This window comes from Pseudophaeobacter flagellatus (assembly GCF_021228235.1).
GTDB classification, from domain to species: Bacteria; Pseudomonadota; Alphaproteobacteria; order Rhodobacterales; family Rhodobacteraceae; genus Pseudophaeobacter; species Pseudophaeobacter flagellatus.
Genome location: NZ_JAJQRG010000002.1, coordinates 125,646 through 146,275 on the forward strand (window position 1 = coordinate 125,646; position 20,630 = coordinate 146,275).

At 59.2% G+C, this 20,630-nt stretch carries 18 protein-coding genes; 5 read left to right on the forward strand and 13 right to left on the reverse strand.

Going from position 1 to position 20,630, the window contains the following annotated elements; all coding sequences use genetic code 11:
- Window positions 1-20: 20 nt before the first annotated feature.
- The 3 genes from LRK71_RS04115 to secA all read right to left on the reverse strand — a co-directional run bounded on the left by LRK71_RS04115 (window position 21) and on the right by secA (window position 5,526).
- Complete coding sequence (locus LRK71_RS04115; protein ID WP_232401305.1) at window positions 21-1,577, reverse strand: phosphate ABC transporter substrate-binding/OmpA family protein; 1,557 nt, start codon at window positions 1,575-1,577, stop codon at window positions 21-23.
- A 24-nt stretch (window positions 1,578-1,601) separates the two neighbouring features.
- Window positions 1,602-2,543 carry a hypothetical protein gene (locus LRK71_RS04120; protein WP_232401306.1) on the reverse strand — a complete coding sequence of 314 codons (942 nt, stop codon included), beginning with the start codon at window positions 2,541-2,543 and terminating at the stop codon, window positions 1,602-1,604.
- Window positions 2,544-2,823: 280 nt separating this feature from the next.
- Entirely contained in the window at window positions 2,824-5,526 is a 2,703-nt protein-coding gene (gene secA, locus LRK71_RS04125) for a preprotein translocase subunit SecA (protein WP_232401307.1), read from the reverse strand.
- Window positions 5,527-5,704: 178 nt separating this feature from the next.
- On the opposite strand from secA, the gene LRK71_RS04130 reads away from it, so the two are divergent.
- From LRK71_RS04130 to mutT, 3 genes are read left to right on the forward strand one after another with little or no spacing between them, the layout of a single operon-like run.
- Entirely contained in the window at window positions 5,705-6,556 is an 852-nt protein-coding gene (locus LRK71_RS04130) for a peptidylprolyl isomerase (RefSeq protein ID WP_232401308.1), read from the forward strand.
- Window positions 6,557-6,558: 2 nt separating this feature from the next.
- The gene (argJ, locus tag LRK71_RS04135; RefSeq protein ID WP_232401309.1) at window positions 6,559-7,785 is read left to right on the forward strand and encodes a bifunctional glutamate N-acetyltransferase/amino-acid acetyltransferase ArgJ; all 1,227 of its coding nucleotides are present in this window, start codon (window positions 6,559-6,561) and stop codon (window positions 7,783-7,785) included.
- Window positions 7,782-8,180: an 8-oxo-dGTP diphosphatase MutT gene (gene mutT, locus LRK71_RS04140; RefSeq protein ID WP_232401310.1), complete on the forward strand. Its 399-nt coding sequence runs from the start codon at window positions 7,782-7,784 to the stop codon at window positions 8,178-8,180. The genes argJ and mutT overlap by 4 nt, the downstream gene beginning before the upstream one ends.
- 647 nt (window positions 8,181-8,827) lie before the next feature.
- Here mutT and infB read toward each other — a convergent pair.
- The 6 genes from infB to pip all read right to left on the reverse strand — a co-directional run bounded on the left by infB (window position 8,828) and on the right by pip (window position 16,231).
- Window positions 8,828-11,326 (reverse strand): translation initiation factor IF-2, encoded by a 2,499-nt coding sequence (infB, locus tag LRK71_RS04145; RefSeq protein WP_232401311.1) that lies wholly within the window; start codon window positions 11,324-11,326, stop codon window positions 8,828-8,830.
- Between the two features lie 8 nt (window positions 11,327-11,334).
- On the reverse strand, window positions 11,335-11,955 hold the full coding sequence (locus LRK71_RS04150; protein ID WP_232401313.1) for an RNA-binding protein: 621 nt from the start codon (window positions 11,953-11,955) through the stop codon (window positions 11,335-11,337).
- A gap of 29 nt (window positions 11,956-11,984) precedes the next feature.
- Window positions 11,985-13,601: a transcription termination factor NusA gene (gene nusA / locus LRK71_RS04155; protein WP_232401315.1), complete on the reverse strand. Its 1,617-nt coding sequence runs from the start codon at window positions 13,599-13,601 to the stop codon at window positions 11,985-11,987.
- Complete coding sequence (gene rimP / locus LRK71_RS04160; RefSeq protein WP_232401316.1) at window positions 13,601-14,191, reverse strand: ribosome maturation factor RimP; 591 nt, start codon at window positions 14,189-14,191, stop codon at window positions 13,601-13,603. The genes nusA and rimP overlap by 1 nt, the downstream gene beginning before the upstream one ends.
- Before the next feature lie 217 nt (window positions 14,192-14,408).
- Window positions 14,409-15,254 (reverse strand): ABC transporter substrate-binding protein, encoded by an 846-nt coding sequence (locus LRK71_RS04165; protein ID WP_232401317.1) that lies wholly within the window; start codon window positions 15,252-15,254, stop codon window positions 14,409-14,411.
- Window positions 15,251-16,231 carry a prolyl aminopeptidase gene (gene pip, locus LRK71_RS04170; protein ID WP_232401318.1) on the reverse strand — a complete coding sequence of 327 codons (981 nt, stop codon included), beginning with the start codon at window positions 16,229-16,231 and terminating at the stop codon, window positions 15,251-15,253. Before pip ends, LRK71_RS04165 begins: the two co-directional genes overlap by 4 nt.
- A 50-nt stretch (window positions 16,232-16,281) precedes the next feature.
- On the opposite strand from pip, the gene ubiG reads away from it, so the two are divergent.
- The gene (ubiG, locus tag LRK71_RS04175) at window positions 16,282-17,028 is read left to right on the forward strand and encodes a bifunctional 2-polyprenyl-6-hydroxyphenol methylase/3-demethylubiquinol 3-O-methyltransferase UbiG (protein ID WP_232401319.1); all 747 of its coding nucleotides are present in this window, start codon (window positions 16,282-16,284) and stop codon (window positions 17,026-17,028) included.
- Between the two features lie 355 nt (window positions 17,029-17,383).
- On the opposite strand, the gene LRK71_RS04180 is transcribed toward ubiG, so the two are convergent.
- The 4 genes from LRK71_RS04180 to LRK71_RS04195 all read right to left on the reverse strand — a co-directional run bounded on the left by LRK71_RS04180 (window position 17,384) and on the right by LRK71_RS04195 (window position 19,754).
- Window positions 17,384-17,824: a MarR family winged helix-turn-helix transcriptional regulator gene (locus tag LRK71_RS04180; RefSeq protein ID WP_232401320.1), complete on the reverse strand. Its 441-nt coding sequence runs from the start codon at window positions 17,822-17,824 to the stop codon at window positions 17,384-17,386.
- The gene (locus LRK71_RS04185) at window positions 17,824-18,657 is read right to left on the reverse strand and encodes a carbon-nitrogen hydrolase family protein (protein WP_232401321.1); all 834 of its coding nucleotides are present in this window, start codon (window positions 18,655-18,657) and stop codon (window positions 17,824-17,826) included. The genes LRK71_RS04180 and LRK71_RS04185 overlap by 1 nt, the downstream gene beginning before the upstream one ends.
- 30 nt (window positions 18,658-18,687) lie before the next feature.
- Window positions 18,688-18,945, reverse strand: a complete 258-nt coding sequence (grxC, locus tag LRK71_RS04190) for a glutaredoxin 3 (protein ID WP_408635980.1) — start codon at window positions 18,943-18,945, stop codon at window positions 18,688-18,690.
- An 80-nt stretch (window positions 18,946-19,025) separates the two neighbouring features.
- The gene (locus LRK71_RS04195; protein WP_232401325.1) at window positions 19,026-19,754 is read right to left on the reverse strand and encodes a double zinc ribbon domain-containing protein; all 729 of its coding nucleotides are present in this window, start codon (window positions 19,752-19,754) and stop codon (window positions 19,026-19,028) included.
- Between the two features lie 13 nt (window positions 19,755-19,767).
- On the opposite strand from LRK71_RS04195, the gene LRK71_RS04200 reads away from it, so the two are divergent.
- Window positions 19,768-20,598 (forward strand): methyltransferase domain-containing protein, encoded by an 831-nt coding sequence (locus LRK71_RS04200; RefSeq protein ID WP_232401327.1) that lies wholly within the window; start codon window positions 19,768-19,770, stop codon window positions 20,596-20,598.
- Window positions 20,599-20,630: the final 32 nt, after the last annotated feature.

Sequence of the window (20,630 nt, forward strand, 5' to 3'; positions counted from 1 at the left end):
GCAGGGCGCGCCAAATGGCACTAGCGCACCCAGACTTCAACCCGGCGGTTAACCTGTCGGCCCCAGTCGCTGTCATCGCAGGCCATGGGAAGGGCCTCGCCAAAGCCATCGACCTCTAGATCTACGCGTTCAACCCCGATGGTTTCTGCCGCTTCCAGAACCGCTCGTTGCACCCCTTTTGCCCGTTTGATTGCAATCGCACGATTGCCAGAGGCTGGGCCTTCGCCATCAGAAAAACCAATGAATTTCAATGTTTTCCCATCATACAACCCGGTTTCCAACGCCCGGGCCATTTGGGCGATATTGCTGCGTGACTGGGCGTCTGGCCGGGTCGATCCGGCTTCAAAGCGAAACGAAATACTAAGTCGCTGAAACCCGGAAAGCACCTGCACCAGCCGTTGCAGCTCTGCCAGATCCACCTCTGGGCCTGCGGCAAGGATGGCATTGCTCAGCCGGTCGCCTTGGGCATTCAGCGAAATCATCTCGGGTGCCTGATCGACAAACCCGGCGCGGCGAATAACGATCTGCGCCCCCGGACCGCGCACATAGCCCAGGAAATCACGCGCAACCTTGGGCAGGCGGCGCTGTGGCAGATACAAAAACATCGGCGCGGTCAATGGGTAGTCTTCTGTCTTGATCCCCCGGCGATTGGCCCGCAGGGAAAAGCCACAAGGCCCCGTCAGCGTCAGCATGCGTGCGGTGCCTGTGTCAGAAAAACTTGCCATTCCAATAGCAAAAGGATCGGTGGAAACCCGCCGTACCAAGTTCTTTTCCCGTTCGTGATAGCGCAGATCCGCCGCCAACTGCCGATCTGCGGCGGCCAAAACCCGGTCTTGAAAGGCCTGGGTCATGCCCGATCCCGCCACTGGCAAATGCAGCGAAATCGGCGCATCCGGTCCGCCCAGGACCTGCCAGTTATCGATCTCGCCGGAAAACACCGCCGCCAGTTGCGGAAGGGAAATCCGCGTCACCGGGTTTTCCCGCGAAACCACCGGCACCATGGCATCCAGCGCAACAATCCTGCTGCGGCTGGCCGTGGTCATATCACCAAGCCCCACCGCACGGGCCCGGGTCTGCTCTCCCGGTCGCATCTCGCGCAGGGCCATGACGATATCGGCCTCCTGCGCAATCAGATCACGAAAGCCATCATCCGTAGTGCCCACCAGAAAAGAAAATCGCGCCGCTGGGGCACCATTCGAGCGCAGCAAAATATAATCGAAATTACCGCCGGGCAGCGTCTCGCGGCGGGTTTGATAGCCATTGCGCAAGGCAAAGCCTTCGATCAATGCCGGCAGCAGAACCTCTGCCATGTTTGCTGAACCCGACAGGGTCACTTCGGCGACAAAATCAGACAGGCTGGGGCAGCCGGGCCCGTCACAGCTGACACCAGATCCATCCAGGGTCAGCTCTCCAAACTTTGTCTCTACCCGGTAGAATTCACCGTCGAATCCCAACAGGTTACCGGTGATTTCAACCACCCCATCCGGCGACGACAGGGTCACATCCTGCGCCTGCGCGAATTTCGGAGAGACAAAGAGGAGCAGTGCGGCGCAAACCGCCGCACGAAAATCGAGCATGTGAAATCCTGAAGTAGCCGAGAATTACCTAGAGGCGATTTTCAGGTTTTCTACCAGATTATTCAACACCAGAAAGTCACCCGTGGCACTGCAATCTGGCACGGCGAGGGTTAAATCGCGGCTTTGCACCCGCCCATCCGACATGCGCAGGCTTTGGGCGGCAATTTCGCGGCCACAGTTGATCTCGGTAATTTCGGTCTCGATGCTGATTTCGATATTGCCCGCCGCCTTGGTCTCTTCGCGATCCGCATCTCGGCGAAAGCTGTAGATCTCGGCCAGGTGCGGCACCAGTTGCGCCGGGTCCCCCAGTTGCAGCAACAGCCCGGCGCCCTGCGCCGGGTCCGCACCATGCCAGACATGGCCCGCTTCGCCATATTGGGCGCCAAATTCGCGCGCATGGATTTCAAAGCCGCTGTTGCCACGCCATTGCAGTACAACCCGGTCAACGCTGGCCATATCGGGCACCGCCACCTGGACAACCCGGCCCGCCGAAGCCAGAGCGGCAGCCGGATCAGAAGCTGACGAGGGCACAACGATAAAGGTTGCGGTGCTGGCCAGCGCAGGGATCACCAGATCCAATGCGCCGTCTTCATCCAGCGTTTCTGTAACCATCATGCCTTGGTGGTGCAGCGTAATACGTTCCCCCGGCCGACAGGGAGCAGAAAGCTGTAGCTGCACCAGCGCGCCGGGCAGCGCCTTACCCTCGGCCTGGAGCGCACAACCGGCAACCGGAACCGCCCGGGCAGCCCTCTCTGAGGCGGAGATCTGCGGCTTGGCCGAGGTGAGTGTAATTTTTTCAATTGCAACGGGTTGAGCCAAGGCCGAGTCCTGCGGCAGCTGCGGTTGCGCGGCCTCTGCCTGTTGCATCCGCGGTTGGTGATCTGCAGAAGGCTGCATCATGAAACCGATTCCCAAAGCACAGGCGACAGTCGCGGCGCTTATCAGAATGACATGTTTATTCAGCATCTTACCCTCCAGAACCAAGCATCAACATTTACCTTCGGCGCCTTGATTTAAGGCTTCAAAAGAGGCCGGTTTATGACCACTACCTGAAGAGATTCAGGCATTCGCCCGTCATTTCCGCCTATAATGCCCCATCGCAAGGGGTGCAGGCGCGGTGACGCCATTGGAAATATGGGTAGCCAAAAAGAATTAACCCCAGCCAAGGGCCGGGGTCATTCACGCAGATTTTACGGTTTCCCCAGGCCGCAGCTGCGGTCAGGGCAGGATCATTGCTGGCTGGGGCTTAGGCGATGCGCCCGTGGCAGTGTTTGAACTTTTTACCGGACCCGCAGGGGCATTTGTCATTGCGCGAAGGGTTGCCCCAGGTCTGCGGGTCATCTTCGACAAAACCGGGTGCCGCATCCTCTGGGTTGCCCGCCGGGGTAGGCGCACCACCCTGCGCCATCTGCTGCATGGCCGCCTGACGCGCCGCCATTTCCGCCAGCATTTTCTTCTGCTCTTCCTCGGTCATCGGGCGCACCCGGCTCAGCTGTTGGGTCACATCCAGACGCAGCGAATCGAGCATGGTTTCAAACAGCTGAAAGCTTTCGTTCTTGTATTCGTTCAGCGGATCGCGCTGCGCATAACCTCGGAACCCCACAACAGAGCGCAGATGCTCTAGTGTCAGCAGATGTTCGCGCCATTTGGCATCAATGGTCTGCAACAGCACCTGCTTTTCGATGTTGCGCATGCTTTCCGGGCCAAAGGCTTCGGTTTTTTCCGCCATCATCTGATTGGCGGCAGCATTCAAGCGTTCGGCCATCTGTTCATCATCGACGCCTTCTTCGGCAGCCCAATCGGCAACCGGGGCATCCATGCTCAGCTTTTCCAGAACGGCGGCGTGAAGCCCATCGACATCCCACTGTTCGGCATAGGTTTTTGGCGGCATATAGGTGTCGATCAGCTCTTCGATCACCTCTTCACGCATATCACCAACAATCTCTGACAGATCTTCGGCGGCCATGATTTCACGGCGCTGACCAAAGATCACCCTCCGCTGATCGTTCATCACATCGTCAAACTTCAGCACGTTTTTACGCATGTCGAAGTTGCGGCCTTCGACCTTGGCCTGGGCGCGTTCCAGCGATTTGTTCACCCAGGGATGAATGATCGCCTCGCCTTCCTTCATGCCCAGGCTGGACAGCACTTTATCCAGACGTTCCGAGCCAAAGATCCGCATCAGGTCGTCTTCCAGGCTCAGGTAGAAACAGGTGCGCCCTGGATCACCCTGACGGCCAGAACGGCCGCGCAGCTGGTTGTCGATACGACGACTTTCGTGGCGCTCAGAGGCCATCACACAGAGACCGCCGGCCTCAAGGACCTTTTTCTTTTCTTCCGCGTGCTTGGCTTCTTCTTCGGCGCGCAGGGCGACAGGATCGGCATCCGGATTGGCCTCTAGCGCTGCCATCACCATCATATCGACGTTACCGCCAAGCTGAATATCTGTGCCGCGCCCCGCCATGTTGGTGGCGATTGTCACCGCGCCAAACCGACCTGCATCCGCCACAATCTGCGCTTCCTGCTCGTGATGGCGGGCGTTCAGCACGTTGTGTTTGATGCCTTCATGCTCCAGCATCTGGCTCAGCAGTTCTGATTTTTCAATCGAGGTGGTCCCCAATAGAACCGGCTGGCCCTTGGCATGGGCGATCTTCGTCTCCTCCACCATGGCCTGGAATTTTTCAACCGCAGTGCGATAGACGCGATCGTCTTCGTCAACGCGGGCGATAGGCTTGTTGGTGGGCACTTCGACCACGCCCAGATTATAGATTTCGGAAAATTCCTCGGCCTCGGTCAGGGCGGTGCCTGTCATGCCGGACAGCTTGTCATAGAGACGGAAGTAGTTCTGGAAGGTCACCGAGGCCAGCGTGGTGTTTTCCGGCTGGATCGAGACCTCTTCCTTGGCTTCGATCGCCTGATGCAGCCCTTCGGACAGGCGGCGCCCGGCCATCATCCTGCCGGTGAATTCATCGATCAAGACCACTTCGCCGTCGCGCACGATGTAATCCTTGTCGCGCTGGAACAGCTTATGCGCCCGCAAAGCCGAGTTGACGTGGTGCACCACTGTGGTGCTCTCGGGATCATAAAGCGACGCGTCCTCGTCCAGCAGCCCATGCTCGCGCAAGGTTTTCTCAAGAAAGTCGTTACCCTCTTCGGTGAAGGTCACACCGCGGGTTTTTTCATCAATCTCAAAATGCTCTTCCGTCAGGAAGGGGATCATTTTGTCGATGGAAATATACAGATCCGAACGATCCTCGGCCGGGCCAGAGATAATCAGCGGCGTGCGGGCCTCATCGATCAGGATCGAGTCGACCTCATCCACGATGGCAAAATTATGCTGTAGCTGGAACACCTGATCGAGGCTGGGCTTCATGTTGTCGCGCAGATAGTCAAAGCCAAGTTCGTTATTGGTGGCGTAGGTGACGTCGCATTTGTAGGCGGTCATCTTTTCATCATCGGGCTGGCCCGACCAGATCACGCCGGTTGTCATGCCAAGGGCGTCAAAGACCTTGCTCATCCATTCCGAGTCACGCTTGGCCAGGTATTCGTTCACCGTCACCACATGCACACCGCGCCCAGTCAGCGCGTTCAGATAGGCCGGGAAGGTCGCCACAAGGGTTTTACCCTCGCCGGTTTTCATCTCGGAAATGTTACCCTGATGCAGAAAGATGCCGCCCATCAGCTGGGTGTCAAAGGCCCGTAGCCCCAGCGCCCGGCGCGCGGCTTCGCGGACATTGGCAAAGGCCTCTGGCAGCAGGTCGTCCAGATTATCACCTTCCAGCGCCCGCTTGCGCAGCTCTGCGGTCTTCGCTTTCAGCCCCTCATCGCTAAGCTTTTCGAACGTCTCTTCCAGCGCATTGATCTGTGCAACCAGCGGCCGTGTCGCCTTTATTTTGCGGTCATTCGGTGTTCCGAAAACCTTTTTGGCGAGTGTTCCGATACCCAGCATGTGTTCTCCAACGATCCTCTTATCGGCCTCTGTATCAGGCAGGCTTGCCCGTCGCGGTCTCAACCCATAAACAACGGGGGAAACGACGGTCCTGCCCTAGGCCTCTTTGGGATGTAAGGGGCAGGAAAATAAGTGTCAACGCCGCGCCCCGTTGCGGCCCGGGAATAGGAAGAATTCAATGCGTAAAGGCCTCACTTTTCTGCGTGGTACAGCACTGGGCATATTTTTGGCCCTGCCCCTGCCTGCATTGGCTGCGCCCCATGCCAATACCGTGATCGCAACCGTCAACGGCGAAGCGATCACCCTGGGTCACATGATCATGGCCCGCGACAGCCTGCCCGAGCAGTACAAACAGCTGCCCGATGATGTGTTATACAATGCGATCCTTGATCAGCTGGTACAGCAAACCGCGCTAAAACAGGAACTGCACGGAGGCATGCCCCAGTATGTGAAACTGGCCATCGACAACGAAGAGCGCGCCCTGCTGGCCGCCAATGTCATAGACTCCGTGATGGAAACCGCCAGCCAAGAGGATGACCTGCGCCAGGCCTACGAGGACAAATATTCCGATGGCGATGGCGGCGATGAATTCAACGCCGCGCATATCCTGGTCGAAACCCAGGAAGATGCGCTGGAAATCAAGACAGAGCTGGACAGCGGCGCCGACTTTTCCACCATGGCCAAGGAACGCTCTATCGGGCCATCCGGGCCAAATGGCGGCGATCTGGGCTGGTTCACCCGTGGCCGCATGGTCCCCGAATTCGAAGAGGCGGTGCTGGACCTGCGGGCCGGCCAGGTCTCTGCCCCGGTTGAAACCCAGTTCGGCTGGCACCTGATCCTGCTGAAAGAGCGCCGCAAGACCGCCGCCCCAGCTTTTGAAGAGGTCCGCGAGGCGCTGAGCCAGGAGCTGAAAGATGCCGCCGTCGAGGCCCGCGTCAGCGATCTGACGGCCGCAGCCGTGATTGAGCGCCCGGAGATCGAAGATTTCGACCCCGAAATCCTGCGCGACCTTAGCCTGGTGAGGAACTGATCATGGGCGACAGCCTACCCCGCTCTCCACTGGCCCCAGCGGCCTTTCCGGATTTGCCGGTGATCAAGGGCCTGCGCCTCTGCGCGGGCTCTGCTGGCGTCAAATACCAGAACCGCAACGATGTCATGCTGGCCGTGATGGATCCCGGCACCACCGTCGCCGGCACCTTCACCCGGTCCAAGACCCGATCGGCACCGGTGCGCGACTGCCAGGGCAAGCTGGGGGGCGACAGCAGTGCCGGCGCTGCCATTCTGGTGAACTCTGGCAATTCCAACGCCTTTACCGGCCATTATGGCCAGACCTCGGTGGCGGAAATCACCGCTGCGGTGGCGCAGATTACCGGGCTGCCGTCTGCGCGGGTCTTTACCGCCTCGACCGGGGTGATTGGCGAGCCACTGCCGCATGACCGCATCATTGCCCAGATTGCGACGTTGAACGATGGGCTGCAGGACACAGCGCTTGAGGCCGCCGCCGAGGCGATCATGACCACCGATACCTTTGCCAAGGGCGCGTCGGCCAAGGTTACCGTTGAGGGCAAGACCGTCTCTATCGCCGGTATCGCCAAGGGGTCAGGCATGATCGCACCCGATATGGCCACCATGCTGGTCTATATCTTTACCGACGCCAAAATCCCGCAAGAACCGCTGCAGGCAGAGCTGAGCCGCCTCTGCGACCGCAGCTTCAACTGCATCACCGTCGACAGCGACACCTCTACCTCGGACAGTCTGATGCTCTGTGCGACTGGGGCCTCTGGCGTTGACGTCACCAATCAACCTGAATTTTCCCAAGCACTAGAAGCTGTTATGCTGGATTTGGCGCATCAGGTTGTGCGCGATGGTGAAGGCGCCTCCAAATTTGTCGAAATCCAGGTCACCGGCGCCATTTCAGACGCAGAGGCCAAGACCCATGGGCTAGCCATTGCCAATTCACCGCTGGTGAAAACCGCCATCGCCGGCGAAGATCCCAACTGGGGCCGCGTCGTCATGGCCATTGGCAAATCTGGTGCAGCAGCGGATCGCGACCTGCTCTCCATCTCTTTTGGCGATGTTCTGGTGGCGGAAAAGGGCTGGGTCAGCCCCAGCTACCGCGAAGAAGACGGTGCCGCACAGATGCGCCGTGATGAGATCACCATCAAGGTGGATCTTGGACTTGGCGAGGGGCACTGCACCGTCTGGACCTGCGACCTGACCCACCAATATATCACCATCAATGCGGACTATCGCTCATGAAGGTGGTTCTGGTATCGGCGGTTGCCTTAATTGATGTAGAGGGGCGTGTTCTGCTGGCACAGCGACCAGAGGGCAAAGCCATGGCCGGGCTGTGGGAGTTTCCCGGTGGCAAGATCGAACCCGGCGAAACCCCAGAGGCGGCCCTGGTCCGGGAGCTGCAAGAGGAGCTGGGCATCGACACCTGGTCGTCCTGTCTGGCACCGCTGACCTTTGCCAGCCATAGCTACGATAGCTTCCATCTGTTGATGCCGCTGTTTGCCTGTCGCAAATGGAACGGTATTCCCCAGGCCCGCGAAGGGCAGACGCTGAAATGGGTGCGCCCGCAAGAGCTGCGAAACTATCCAATGCCAGCGGCAGATATTCCGCTGATCCCCATTCTGCGGGACTGGCTCTGAACGAGGGGTTGCAGCCGACTGGTTGCGGCCCCCCTACCCCTTTGCCCTGTTCTGACAGATCTGCCTCAGGGCTTGCCTTGCTTTGTCTGCCCCCCGCGCCACCCCTCAACCCTTCGTGAAAATACCAGGATCGGCAAAAAAAACGGGCAGCGCAAATCGCCGGAAACCTTTTTTAACCAATTTGGCAAAATATCGGCATACTCTTAACATGCCCACCAAGACCCAACAGCTTTCCTGGGCAGACCGTAGACAGACAGATGCCCCTCTCCGGGGTTTTTACAGGGGATCTGCGGTGCAGCCATACAGGCAAAACCTTTCGATGCAGCCCGCTGCGGAGCGCATATAAGGTCCCCAAGGTTCGCCCGCGCTCTACCATATTTCAAGACCACCACTCACTCGCAGAACCGGGGCAGCCAATAATGGCTGCCCCAAGCTTGCTCACCGCTCAACACGGCCGCTGGAGTGGGCAAAAACCTATACACGCCAATGCGCCGCAGCAGCGTTTCCCCCAGCATTAGTAAAAGCCAAACACACCTGCCGCGGCGGTGCACATGCAAAAGCCCCGGCATTTCTGCCGGGGCTTTTGATTTAGATCCAGATACTTAGCCCAAACTGGGTTAATCGTAGATCGACATTTCAGGATCAGTTTAATCCAGGCTACGTTCAACTTCCTGGCGTTCAAAGATCTCGATGACGTCGCCTGCGCGCACATCTTCGTAATTTTCAAAGGCCATGCCGCATTCCTGACCAGACTGCACTTCGGCAACCTCGTCCTTGAACCGCTTCAGGGTCTTCAGCGTGCCTTCGTGGATAACCACGTTGTCACGCAGCAGGCGCACACCAGCAGACCGGCGAGCAACACCTTCAGTAACCAAACACCCGGCAACCTTGCCAACGTTGGACACCTTGAAGACATCCTTGATCTGCGCGTAGCCGATAAAGGTTTCTTTGATCTCGGCGCTGAGCAGGCCGGAAGCAGCCTTTTTCACATCGTCGACCAGATCGTAGATCACCGAATAATACCGGATCTCAACGCCCTTTTGGTTGGCCGTGTTCCGGGCCGAGGTATTGGCCCGCACGTTAAAGCCCATGACCGGCGCGCCGGAAGCTTCGGCCAAGCCGATATCGGTTTCGGTGATGGCGCCTACACCAGAGTGCAGCACCCGGACGCGGACTTCGTCGTTGCCGATTTTTTCCATCGCCTGAACGATGGCTTCGGCAGAGCCCTGCACGTCAGCTTTGACCAAGATCGGCAGCTCAGAGACGGTTTCGTCATCTTTCGCTTTCTGCATCAGCTGTTCCAGGGTTGTCGCAGCGCCGGCAGCGGCGCGCTTATCCTTGGCAGCCTGAGCACGATATTCAGCAATCTCGCGCGCTTGGGCTTCGGTTTCGGTCACGTTCAACACGTCGCCTGCTTCAGGTGTGCCGTTCAGGCCAAGGACCTCAACAGGGACCGAAGGGCCGGCTTCTTGCACGCGCTCGCCCTTGTCGTTGATCAGCGCACGGACCTTACCGTATTGCTCACCGACAACAAAGATATCGCCCTGACGCAGGGTGCCGTTCTGAACCAGAACAGTGGCAACGGGGCCACGGCCCACATCCAGCTGCGCTTCGATCACGGCGCCCTGGGCGGCACGATCCGGGTTGGCCTTCAGTTCCAGGATTTCAGACTGCAGCGCAATGGCTTCCAGCAGTTGGTCCAGACCCTGGCCAGTATGGGCCGAAACCTCGACGTCCTGCACGTCGCCAGACATCGCTTCGACGATGACTTCGTGCTGCAGCAGATCGGTGCGAACCTTCATGGGGTCAGCAGCCGGTTTGTCGCATTTGTTGATCGCAACGATCATCGGAACCTCGGCCGCCTTGGCATGCGCGATGGCTTCGACGGTCTGCGGCATCACCGCGTCATCCGCCGCCACAACCAGAACCACGATATCCGTGACCTGTGCACCGCGCGAACGCATCGAAGTAAAGGCCGCGTGGCCAGGGGTGTCGAGGAAGCTCAGCACCGCGCCACTTTCGGTAGTGACCTGATAGGCCCCGATGTGCTGGGTAATACCGCCGGCTTCACCGGCCACAACGCGGGCGTTGCGGATGGCATCCAAGATCGAGGTCTTGCCGTGGTCAACATGGCCCATGATGGTGATCACAGGTGGACGTGACTGCAGGTCTTCGACCTTGTCTTGTACTTCGTTGATCACGTCTTCGACGTCAGACGCCGAGACACGCACCACTTTGTGGCCGAATTCTTCGATGATCAGTTCCGCAGTATCAGCATCGATGGTCTGATTCTGTGTCACCATCATGCCCATGTTCATCAGCGATTTAACAACCGCGCCAACACGTTCGGACATCCGGTTTGCCAGCTCGGAAACCATAATGGCTTCGGGCAGCTGCACTTCGCGCAGAACCTTTTCGCGCTCGACCGTGCCCATGGCTTTTTGCCGGGCGCGCTCTTGTTTGCGCTTCATCGAGGCCATGGAGCGGTGACGGTTGCCCGCGCCGCCGGTGGCCTGACCCAGTGTCAGCTTGCCGGAACGACGGCTATCATCGCCGGTCCGTCCCTTGTTGCTGCGACCACGCTCTTCGCGTTCACGATCAGATTTGCGCGGGGTCTGGGCAGGTGCCGGTTTAGAGGCGGCTGCACGAGGGGCAGCAGCTTCGGACGGTGCAGCAGCCTTGCTAGCGGCAGCGGGCTCGGCAGAGCGCTTGGCTGCCTCTGCGGCTTCACGCTTCTTGCGCTCTTCATCTTCGGCCTTTTGACGGGCGCGATCTTCGGCTTCGCGCTGCTCGCGTTCCTTGGCCTCGGCCTCGGCCCGGCGGCGGGCGCGGTCTTCTTCGCGGGCCTTCTCTTCAGCGGCACGATTGGCCGCGTCTTCGACTTCGCGCGCCTTGGCAGCCTGCAACGCCTTCAGGCGGCGGCTCATCTCTGCATCGGTAATACCAGCTGGCCGACGGGATCCGTCGGTTGCAGGCGCGGCATTGCCGCCCTTGTTGCCACCCGGCTTTGGCACCACAACGCGTTTGCGCTTGGTTTCCACCACGACATTCTTGGTCCGCCCGTGGCTAAAGCTCTGTTTTACATTCCCAGGCCGGGAACCGCCGCCACGCAGACCCAAGGTCTTTTTGCCGTCACTATCGCTCATAAAGCTCTTTATCCTTCTGTGCGGCCGTTGCCGCCCACCATTTCGCGCAAACCCTGCAATCGTTGCGCCTCGTCTACAACACGTTTGCTGAGTCCACCAGAGGCGAGCGCCGCATGTATCACAGTTTGACGCCCAAATGCCATCCCCAGCTCGTCAGCCGTTAGGCACCCGATGAATTTTCCCCGATGCGGGGTACTCAATTTTGATTTGCCACGCCCTGATCCATCACTTGCTTGAATCAGGACCGTGGCTTGTTCTTTACCCAGCCAATCCTTGACTTTTTCATAGCCACCAACGGCCTGGCCCGATTTGCGTGCCAGGCTCAGCAGCTCCACCAGGCGGCGCAGCGTCTGCCGCTCCACCTCATCGGGCAAATCCTCTGGCAATGTCACCGGCGCTTTGAAACCACGGGCAAAGAGTTTTTTCTTTACCGCCAGCTCCAGCGCTTCGCGGCTGGCTGTCACATAAACCCCACGCCCCGGCAATTTGCCAAAGACATCGGGCACAACCTGCGACTCAGGCCCCATCACAAAGCGGAGCAGGCCCTGCTTGGGCTCTGACTCGCCGGTCGCAATACATTTGCGTTCCGGCCCATCTTCGTGATTTTTACTGGCGCCTGCGCGACCCATACCGTTCTCTCCTGTTCGAAACCCGAGGCTTAAGCCTCAGCTTCCTCTTCAATGCTGTCTTCTGCATTATCGCTATTGCCAAGCAGATCATCAGGATCCACCCAGCCCAGCATGACCCGTGCGGTCATCACCAGGTTCTGTGCCTCTTCCAGGCTCATGCCAAAGGGCTCCAGAATACCGTCGTCCTTGATCCGCTCGCCGTTGTCATTGGTCCAGCCACCGGCCAGTTCCCAATCTGCACAGGTTGCAAAATCTTCCAGTGTCTTGATATCGTCCTTGGCCAGGGCTTCGATCATCGGAGGGGTCAGACCCTCAAACAGGATCAGGCTGTCCTCGGCGCCCAACTCGCGGGCAGCATCAATCGCGGCCTTTGCCTTGGCTTCCAGGTGGTCGCGGGCACGGGCCTGCAATTCAGAGGCCGTGGCCTCGTCCACACCGTCAATCACCAAGAGCTCTTCCTGCTCGACATAGGCAACCTCTTCAAGGTTGGTAAAACCTTCCGAAACCAGCAGCTGGGCAAAGAATTCGTCCAGATCCAGAGTTTCCATAAAGAGACCGGTGCGCGCTTCGAATTCCTTCTGGCGGCGGGCCGATTCTTCTTCTTCGGTCATAATGTCGATATCAAGCCCAGTCAGCTGCGAGGCCAGGCGCACGTTCTGACCACGGCGACCAATCGCCAGGCTCAGCTGCTCTTCCGGCACGACAACTTCGATCTTGCCGGCTTCTTCGTCCAGAACCACCTTAGACACTTCGGCGGGCTGCAGCGCGTTCACCAGGAAGGTAGGCTGATCATCGTTCCATGGAATGATGTCGATCTTTTCGCCCTGCAATTCATTCACAACAGCCTGAACCCGGCTGCCGCGCATACCCACGCAGGCACCAACCGGATCAATCGAGCCGTCGTTGGAAATCACGGCAATCTTGGCGCGCGAACCGGGGTCGCGGGCAACCGCCTTGATCTGGATGATACCGTCATAGATTTCGGGCACTTCCATCTTGAACAGTTCGGCCATGAATTCTGGCGCAGTCCGCGACAGGAAGATCTGCGGGCCACGGGGTTCGCGGCGCACGTCCTTGATGTAGCAGCGGATACGATCATTGGGGCGATAGCTTTCGCGGCCAATTTTTTCATTGCGACGCAGGATACCTTCGCCCGCGCCCACATCAACGATGACATTGCCATATTCTTCGCGTTTGACCAGCGCGTTGATGATGGTGCCTGCGCGATCCTTGAACTCTTCGAACTGGCGATCACGTTCTGCTTCGCGCACCCGTTGCAGGATAACCTGCTTGGCCGATTGCGCCGCGATTCGGCCCATTTCGACCGGGGGCACTTCTTCGACGAAGGTATCACCGACTTTGGGGTCAGCCATATATTGCTTGGCCTGCTCGACGGTGAATTCCGCCTGGTAATTTTCCAGCGCGTCATCCTCGACAACCGAACGCACGCGCGTAAAGGTCGCCTTGCCGGTCTTGCGGTCAATCGACACGCGGATGTCCATCTCGCTGCCATAGCGGCTCTTGGCCGCCCGGGCGAGACTTTCTTCCATCGCATCAACCACCAGGCCGGGGTCGATCATCTTTTCGCGCGCCACAGCTTCGGCAGTTTGCAACAGCTCAAGCTGGTTTGCAGAGGTGATAGCCATTACTTATTCTCCCCTTCGGGCTCTTCGGCCTCGATCTCGTCAAATGCGTCTTCGTTCAAGGTGCCGGCCGCTTTGCGCTGACGCAGCATTTCCGTGATCAGATCATCGGTCAAAACCAGCTTGGCATCAGACAGCCAGTCAAATTTCAGACCAATGGTAACAGTTTCGCCCTGATCATCGATATTGATCAGAACTTCATTATCTTCGGTGCCGGCCAGTTCGCCCTTGAAGCGACGACGGCCCCCGACCAGCTCATCTGTTTCCAGCTTCGCCTCGTAGCCTTCGAACATGTCAAAGTCCTTCAGCCGGGTCAGCGGTCTGTCGATACCGGGGCTTGATACTTCCAAAGTATAAGCATCCAGAATCGGGTCTTCAACATCCAGCGAGGCACTGACTGCGGTGGAAATTGCCGCGCAATCATCCACCTCGATGCCGCCGTCTGGCTTGTCGGCCATGATCTGCAGCGTGGTGGTTTTGCCGGACATCAGGCGAATGCGAACCAGCTCATAACCAAGATCCTCGATCACAGGGATGAGGATTTCGGCCAATCGGCGGTCAATCGCAGCTTTGGCAATAAGGTCGTTGGTCATTTGACTTCCCACAATCGGGTTGGCCACAATCAGGTTGGGCGGTGGATTCGGCATCCCGAAGGACACAAAAAAACGGGCGCGCGGCCCGTTGACTAATCCGGTGGTGTCTTGAACCAGAGCTCAACACGCCGCTGTTGAATTGCCATATACGCCTCTTGTTTCGAATCTGCAAGCCTTCAGTTGCGCGCGGCCCGTTACCGGCCAATCTTCACCAAAGTCATAGCCGCCACCAGCGTTCACCAATCCGCCCGTCGTCCAGGGCGTTATGCTGGGCCACCACCCGCGGAATGCCAACATCAGAGCGGGTGGCCAAGGCCATGTCCTCGGCCGAGGGGTGATACAGAAAACCGCCCCGCGCCAACAATGCCTCTGGCTGCGGCAGGGCCGCCACATCAACGAAACCATCACGCAGGGCCTCGGCCCGCACTGCCGGGTCAGAGATAACAATCACCTCCAGGCTGTCGACCCAGCCGGCCTGCCCCTCTTTGTAATGGGTTGCCACTTTGGTGGCCCGAAAATGCCGCCCCTCCTGGGCGCGGTCCACCTGATAGCAGCCTGTGCCGATCAGCTGTGCCAACGGCAGATCGACTGCACCCTGCGGCGCAATTGCATAGCCCGCCCCCGCCAGCAGATAGGGCAGGTGCGGATTGGGATGGGACAGATGGAATTCAACCTGATGCGCCCCCAGTGCAACCACCGACAGCTGTTCAACACCCGGCACGACCAGACCCGCCAGCGAGGCCACAACATCTGCCGCCTGCAAGAGGCTGCCATCATGGAAGACAACATCCTGGCGCAGATCAAACTGCCAGATCCGGGCGTCAGACCGGCTGTGCCAGCTGTTTGCCAGTTCAGCCCGCAACAGCCCATCCGGGGCAATTTCGGTCAGACAGTCCAGCACCGCGCCACGCGCCACCAGATCCAGCAGCCCACCATCGCGCGGCAGCGCTAGACGCAAGACCCCACCCGACCGCGGCGAAGCAGCCAAAGAGGTTCCGGTCGCAGCCAACAGGGCTGCGGCAGCACCAGAGGTAAACAGCGCGCGGCGGTCGATACGGGTCAAGGCAACAGTTCCTTGGCAATACGGTTCATGGCCAGCACCAGCTCTGCGCTGATTCCCGGCTCTGACAAAGCATGCCCCGCATTGCGCACCATGATCAATTCGGCATTTGGCCACAGCTCTGATAGTTTCCAGGCCGAGGCAGGCGGGCAGATCATGTCATAGCGCCCCTGCACGATGACGCCCGGAATATGTGAAATCCGGCCGATATTGGCCAGGATCTGCCCATCAAAATCGAGAAAGCCGCCATGGGTGAAATAGTGATTCTCCAGCCGGGCAAAGGCACGGGCGTAATCGCCGGGACCCTCGACCGAGGTGCCATTGGAATGGATCGAGGCCAGGGCATTTTCCCAGGCGGACCAGCTGCGGCCCAGGCGGGTTTCTTCCGCCTTGTCGCCCGAAAACAGCCGGGCATTATAGGCGGCGATCATATCGTCGCGCTCTGACTGCGGGATCGGAGCAACAAATTTGGCCCAGGGTTCCGGCCAAAACCGCCCAGCACCGCCACCGTAAAACCAGTTCAGCTCGCTCTTGGTCATCAAAAAGACGCCACGCAGCACGATCTGCATCACCCGCTCTGGATGGGTCTGGGCATAGATCAGCGACAGCGTCGCCCCCCAGCTGCCGCCAAAGACCACCCAGTGTTCTATCTCTAGCTGGCGGCGGATGATTTCCATGTCGGCAACCAGATGCCAGGTGGTATTATCTTCACAAGAAGCATGCGGCTGCGAGCGGCCACAGCCGCGTTGGTCAAACAGGATGATGCGATAGATTTTGGGGTCAAAATAGCGCCGCATTGCCGGGCTGCTGCCGCCCCCCGGCCCACCGTGACAAACCACCACAGGGATGCCACGTGGATTACCAGATTGCTCAACATATATCTTGTGTCCCTGCCCCACCTCGATCATCCGCTGATCGAAACTGTCGAGCGGGGGGTAAAGATAGTGCACAGCGCGCTTTTGATCCGTGTGTTTGTCCATTACTGACCTAGATGACATCATAGCCTACAAAAGAACATACGGAGACAGGAATGCAAGCGCCTCAATCCACGGTCGACCCGGCAGAAATCGCAAAATTCGAGGCCATGGCCGCTGAATGGTGGGATCCCAATGGCAAATTCAAGCCGTTGCACATGCTCAATCCCTGCCGTCTGGACTATATCACCGGTCAGATCGCCGCCGAGTTTGATCGGGATCTGACCCAACCAGAGCCCTTCGCAGGGCTGCACTTGCTGGATATCGGCTGCGGTGGCGGACTGTTGTGTGAACCCATGGCGCGGCTTGGCGCCGAAGTCACCGGCGCCGATGCCGCAGCTGGCAACCTGCCGGTGGCGCGGCTTCATGCCGAACAGACCGGGCTGCAGATTGATTACCGCCATACCACCGCCGAAGACATGGCTGCGGCTGGCGAACAGTTCGACGTGGTGCTGAACATGGAGGTGGTGGAACATGTCGCCGATCCGCTCAGCTATCTGACCGCAACGCAACAACTGTTGAAACCCGGCGGGTTGGAAATCTGCTCCACAATCAATCGCAACCCCAAAAGCTATGCCATGGCAATCTTTGGCGCCGAGGTGGTGATGCGCTGGCTGCCGCGCGGCACCCATGAATGGCATAAATTCATCACCCCCGATGAATTGGTCGATCTGTTGCAGCAGGCCGGACTGACCCCGGTAGATCGCAAGGGGTTTGTCTTTAACCCGCTCAGCTGGAACTGGTCGATTTCCGACCGTGATCTTTCGGTCAACTACGTTACCGCCAGCATCAAAAAGGCATAGCCTGCACTGGGTTTCGCCCAGCGCTTATGATGCGATGCAACTCGAGGTGTGCCCCTCCTATCCTTTTGGATAGGAGGGTTGCACTTTTGCGGCCTTGGGCTTGGGGCTCAAAGCCTATAGGCCACTTCAAATACAGCTTTTGCGCCTGTTTTTGCGCCTGTGTCCACAGGCCGCGACACACCCGTTTGACCCTCCAGGGCTTGGCCCTGATTCTGCCACCACTCACACCTCGACAGAGGATTCAAACGGAGCAAGGGATGCCCAATTACGGGCATCCCTTACATTTCACCTACAGAATTATCACAGAGCAATATCAGAAGGCCCAAGGTCATTTGGGCTGCAATCTGGGGCTGCGTCAGGCGGTGGTTTCCAGCTTTGCGCGCAGTTCACGTAGAATTGGCAGGGTTGCCCGGACGCGTTCACCGCCCAGATCGCTAACCACTTCAGAAATCAGCGGCACGATGCTGGCCAGCGCAGCATCACGGGCCTGTCGCCCCGCCGGGCTGATCGCCACCATCTTGCGCCGGGCATCGTCCCAGTCCGGGCGGATATGCACATAGCCGGCAACTTCCAGCTTGTTCAGCGTGTTGGTCATCGCGCCGCGCGTCACATGAAAGGCCTTGGCCAGTTGCGCAGGAGAACGCTCAACCCCTGTCCGTGCCAGGTGATTGAGCACAGAAAAATGTGACAGTTCCATCCCCTTAGGCAGGGCTTTGCCCAGACGGGCCCGCGCCAGTTGGTCCGCCATCAGGATCTCGCTGAACAGCGACACCGCCAAGGAGTGGGTTTCTTCCATCAAGGACTGTCAAACTCTCGGTCATGGGTCAGGGCGGGGATGCGCCTGCGTGCTTGTGCCACTTTTTCGCGGTCAAGATCAACGTAGCTTATCCCCGGTTCGCGCCCCGCATCCGACAGGATTGCACCCCAGGGATCCACCACCAGCGAATGGCCATAAGTCTTGCGCTGCGCGCCCCGGCTGGTTTTGTGCAAGCCAGTCTGGGCGGCGGCCAGAACGTAGCAGCCGGTTTCGATGGCGCGGGCCTGTAGCAGGGCGTGCCAATGGGCTGCACCGGTCACGGGCGAAAAAGCTGCTGGCGCAATCAGGATCTCGGCCCCCGCCTTGGCCAGCGCCCGGTGCAGATGGGGAAAGCGCAGATCATAACAGATGGTCAGCCCCAGCGTGCCAAAAGGCGTCTTGGCGATTACCGCGCGATTGCCCGGCCGGTAGCCATCTGATTCGCGAAAAGTTTCTTCCGGGGTGACCGCCACATCAAACATATGGATCTTGTCATAGCGTGCCACCACCTCGCCCTGCGGCGAGATCAGGAACTGGCGATTGGCAAAACGGCCATCCGCATCGTCATTGGTCTTGACCCCGAAAGAACCCAGCGACAGCCAGATCCCATGCTTGGCGGCGCAGTCGCGCAGGGTGGCAAGGCTGGGGTCTTCGTCTTCCAGACAGAGCACCGACTGCTGATGCGCGCGGCTTAGCGAAACACAGTTGGAGACCTCTGGCGTCAACACGAACCCTGCCCCATTGGCCGCTGCCTCGCCAATCAAGCGCTGCAACAGGGCCAGGTTTTCTGCCGGGCTATCGCTGGAGGTGATCTGCAACAGGGCGGCGCGCATCAAATATCCCTTCTGCTGCTTGGGTTTGCCTCAGGCAGCAAGCAGGGCGTCCAGCTTGCCAGCCTGCTCCAGCGCGTAAAGATCATCACAGCCACCCACATGGGTGTCACCAACAAAGATCTGCGGCACGGTATAGCCGCCATTGGCCCGCTCGATCATCTCGGACTTGCGCTCCGGGTTGGTCAGCACATTGACCTCGGAAAATTCCACGCCTTTCTTGTTCAACAGGCGTTTGGCCGCGTGGCAAAATCCACAAAGCGGCGAGGTATAAATTTCAACCATAGTTATCCTAGGCTCCATATCCAGTTGCTGAGATTCTGAGGTATATGGGGGGATATTGCAATCTTTGCCAGTAGCAGCCCGGCAAATCACGCCCGTGTGACCCGCGCCAAAACCGCAACCCGCACCTCTGCGGCGCCCGCAGCCAGGCAGGCTTCGGCGCAGGCCGACAGCGTCGCCCCCGAGGTCATCACATCATCAACCAGCAAAACCACCCGCCCCCGCAGGGCTTCGACCTGGCGCGGATGCACCGCTATGGCATCCTGCAGCACTGCAAATCGCTGCGCCCGCGTCTTGCCCTCTAGGCTCGGGGTTTGTTTTATCCGCTTCAACAGGTCGGGCTGATAGGTCAGCTGCGCCTGTCGCGCCAGGTTTTCTGCCAAAAGGGCCGATTGATTGTAGCGTCGTTTCAGAAAACGCGACCAATGCAGTGGCACCGGACAGATCAACGGATCACCGCGCAACAGCGGCGCTGCCGCCCGTTGCAGCCAGATTGCCGCAGGCGCGGCCAGCTCGGTGCGGTCGCCATGCTTCAGCGCCATCACCAGGCTGCGTGCCCTTTCCTTGTAGATCATGGCTGCCCGGCCCCGGCTCCAAGGGCGCGGTTGTTCCATGCAATCGTCACACTCCAACTGGTGGTCATCTGCCTCACCTGGCAGCGGCAGACCGCAGCCGTCGCAGATGGTGCCACTGATGAAATGCGCGCCGACCCAGCAGGCACCACACAGGCCAAAATCCTGTTCCACCAAATCACCGCAGCCCAGGCATTTGGCGGGATAAACAAGTGAAACAGCGGTTTGAAACTGCGCGCGCAACATTTACATAGCTCCTATGACGCAAGCACCCAAATCACAGCCCGACCTGTTTGACCGCCGGACCCTGGCGGCGCATCGCCGCCGCCACCAGCCTGCGGCGCTGTTTCTGCATGACCTTGCCCGCGACGAGGTCGAAGATCGCCTGAAACTGGTAAACAGAGTCTTTTCAAGTCCTTCGATTGTGACTCCTTTTTCGCAGGTTTGGCAGGATTCGTTTCCCAAGGCCAAAATCATCCCCGACACGGATGTGTTGGATCTGCAGCCCGGCAGCCATGATCTGATCATTCACGCCATGGGACTGCACTGGGCCAATGACCCCGTTGGCCAGCTCATCCAATGCCGCCGCGCCCTGACAGAGGACGGCTTGCTGCTGGCGATCATGCTGGGCGGGCGCACCCTGCACCAGCTACGCAGCGCCCTGGCCGAGGCCGAGACGCGGGTTTGTGGCGGGCTGTCGCCGCGTATTGCCCCCATGGGAGAGGTCCGCGATCTGGGCGGGCTGCTGCAACGGGCGGGATTTGCCCTGCCGGTGGCCGATGTGGTGCCACTGACGGTCGAATACCGTGACAGCCTGCATCTGATGCGGGATCTGCGCGCCATGGGCGAAGGGAATGCGCTGAGCCAGCGGCTGAAACAAGCCAGCCCCAGGGCGCTCTTTGCCCAGACCGAAGCGGTCTACCGAGAGCACTTTGCCACCAAGGACGACCGCCTGCCTGCCACCTTTGAACTGGTCTGCCTGACCGGCTGGTCGCCCTCGGACAGCCAGCAGCAGCCCCTGCGCCCTGGATCCGCCAAGATGCGACTTGCCGAAGCCCTGAAGGTGCCGGAAACCAAATTGCCCGAATAAGACTGCAGCGTGACACCGCAGCCCCATCGCGC

What these genes read in the sequence shown, in the direction of transcription:
- nusA (WP_232401315.1), bottom strand. Translation starts at nt 13,601, where the DNA reads ATGGCTATCACCTCTGCAAACCAGCTTGAGCTGTTGCAAACTGCCGAA.
- mutT (WP_232401310.1), top strand. Translation starts at nt 7,782, where the DNA reads ATGAAGGTGGTTCTGGTATCGGCGGTTGCCTTAATTGATGTAGAGGGG.
- secA (WP_232401307.1), bottom strand. Translation starts at nt 5,526, where the DNA reads ATGCTGGGTATCGGAACACTCGCCAAAAAGGTTTTCGGAACACCGAAT.
- LRK71_RS04185 (WP_232401321.1), bottom strand. Translation starts at nt 18,657, where the DNA reads ATGCGCGCCGCCCTGTTGCAGATCACCTCCAGCGATAGCCCGGCAGAA.
- LRK71_RS04180 (WP_232401320.1), bottom strand. Translation starts at nt 17,824, where the DNA reads ATGGAAGAAACCCACTCCTTGGCGGTGTCGCTGTTCAGCGAGATCCTG.
- LRK71_RS04130 (WP_232401308.1), top strand. Translation starts at nt 5,705, where the DNA reads ATGCGTAAAGGCCTCACTTTTCTGCGTGGTACAGCACTGGGCATATTT.
- LRK71_RS04200 (WP_232401327.1), top strand. Translation starts at nt 19,768, where the DNA reads ATGACGCAAGCACCCAAATCACAGCCCGACCTGTTTGACCGCCGGACC.
- argJ (WP_232401309.1), top strand. Translation starts at nt 6,559, where the DNA reads ATGGGCGACAGCCTACCCCGCTCTCCACTGGCCCCAGCGGCCTTTCCG.
- rimP (WP_232401316.1), bottom strand. Translation starts at nt 14,191, where the DNA reads ATGACCAACGACCTTATTGCCAAAGCTGCGATTGACCGCCGATTGGCC.
- LRK71_RS04120 (WP_232401306.1), bottom strand. Translation starts at nt 2,543, where the DNA reads ATGCTGAATAAACATGTCATTCTGATAAGCGCCGCGACTGTCGCCTGT.
- LRK71_RS04195 (WP_232401325.1), bottom strand. Translation starts at nt 19,754, where the DNA reads ATGTTGCGCGCGCAGTTTCAAACCGCTGTTTCACTTGTTTATCCCGCC.
- LRK71_RS04115 (WP_232401305.1), bottom strand. Translation starts at nt 1,577, where the DNA reads ATGCTCGATTTTCGTGCGGCGGTTTGCGCCGCACTGCTCCTCTTTGTC.
- pip (WP_232401318.1), bottom strand. Translation starts at nt 16,231, where the DNA reads ATGGACAAACACACGGATCAAAAGCGCGCTGTGCACTATCTTTACCCC.
- infB (WP_232401311.1), bottom strand. Translation starts at nt 11,326, where the DNA reads ATGAGCGATAGTGACGGCAAAAAGACCTTGGGTCTGCGTGGCGGCGGT.
- ubiG (WP_232401319.1), top strand. Translation starts at nt 16,282, where the DNA reads ATGCAAGCGCCTCAATCCACGGTCGACCCGGCAGAAATCGCAAAATTC.
- LRK71_RS04150 (WP_232401313.1), bottom strand. Translation starts at nt 11,955, where the DNA reads ATGGGTCGCGCAGGCGCCAGTAAAAATCACGAAGATGGGCCGGAACGC.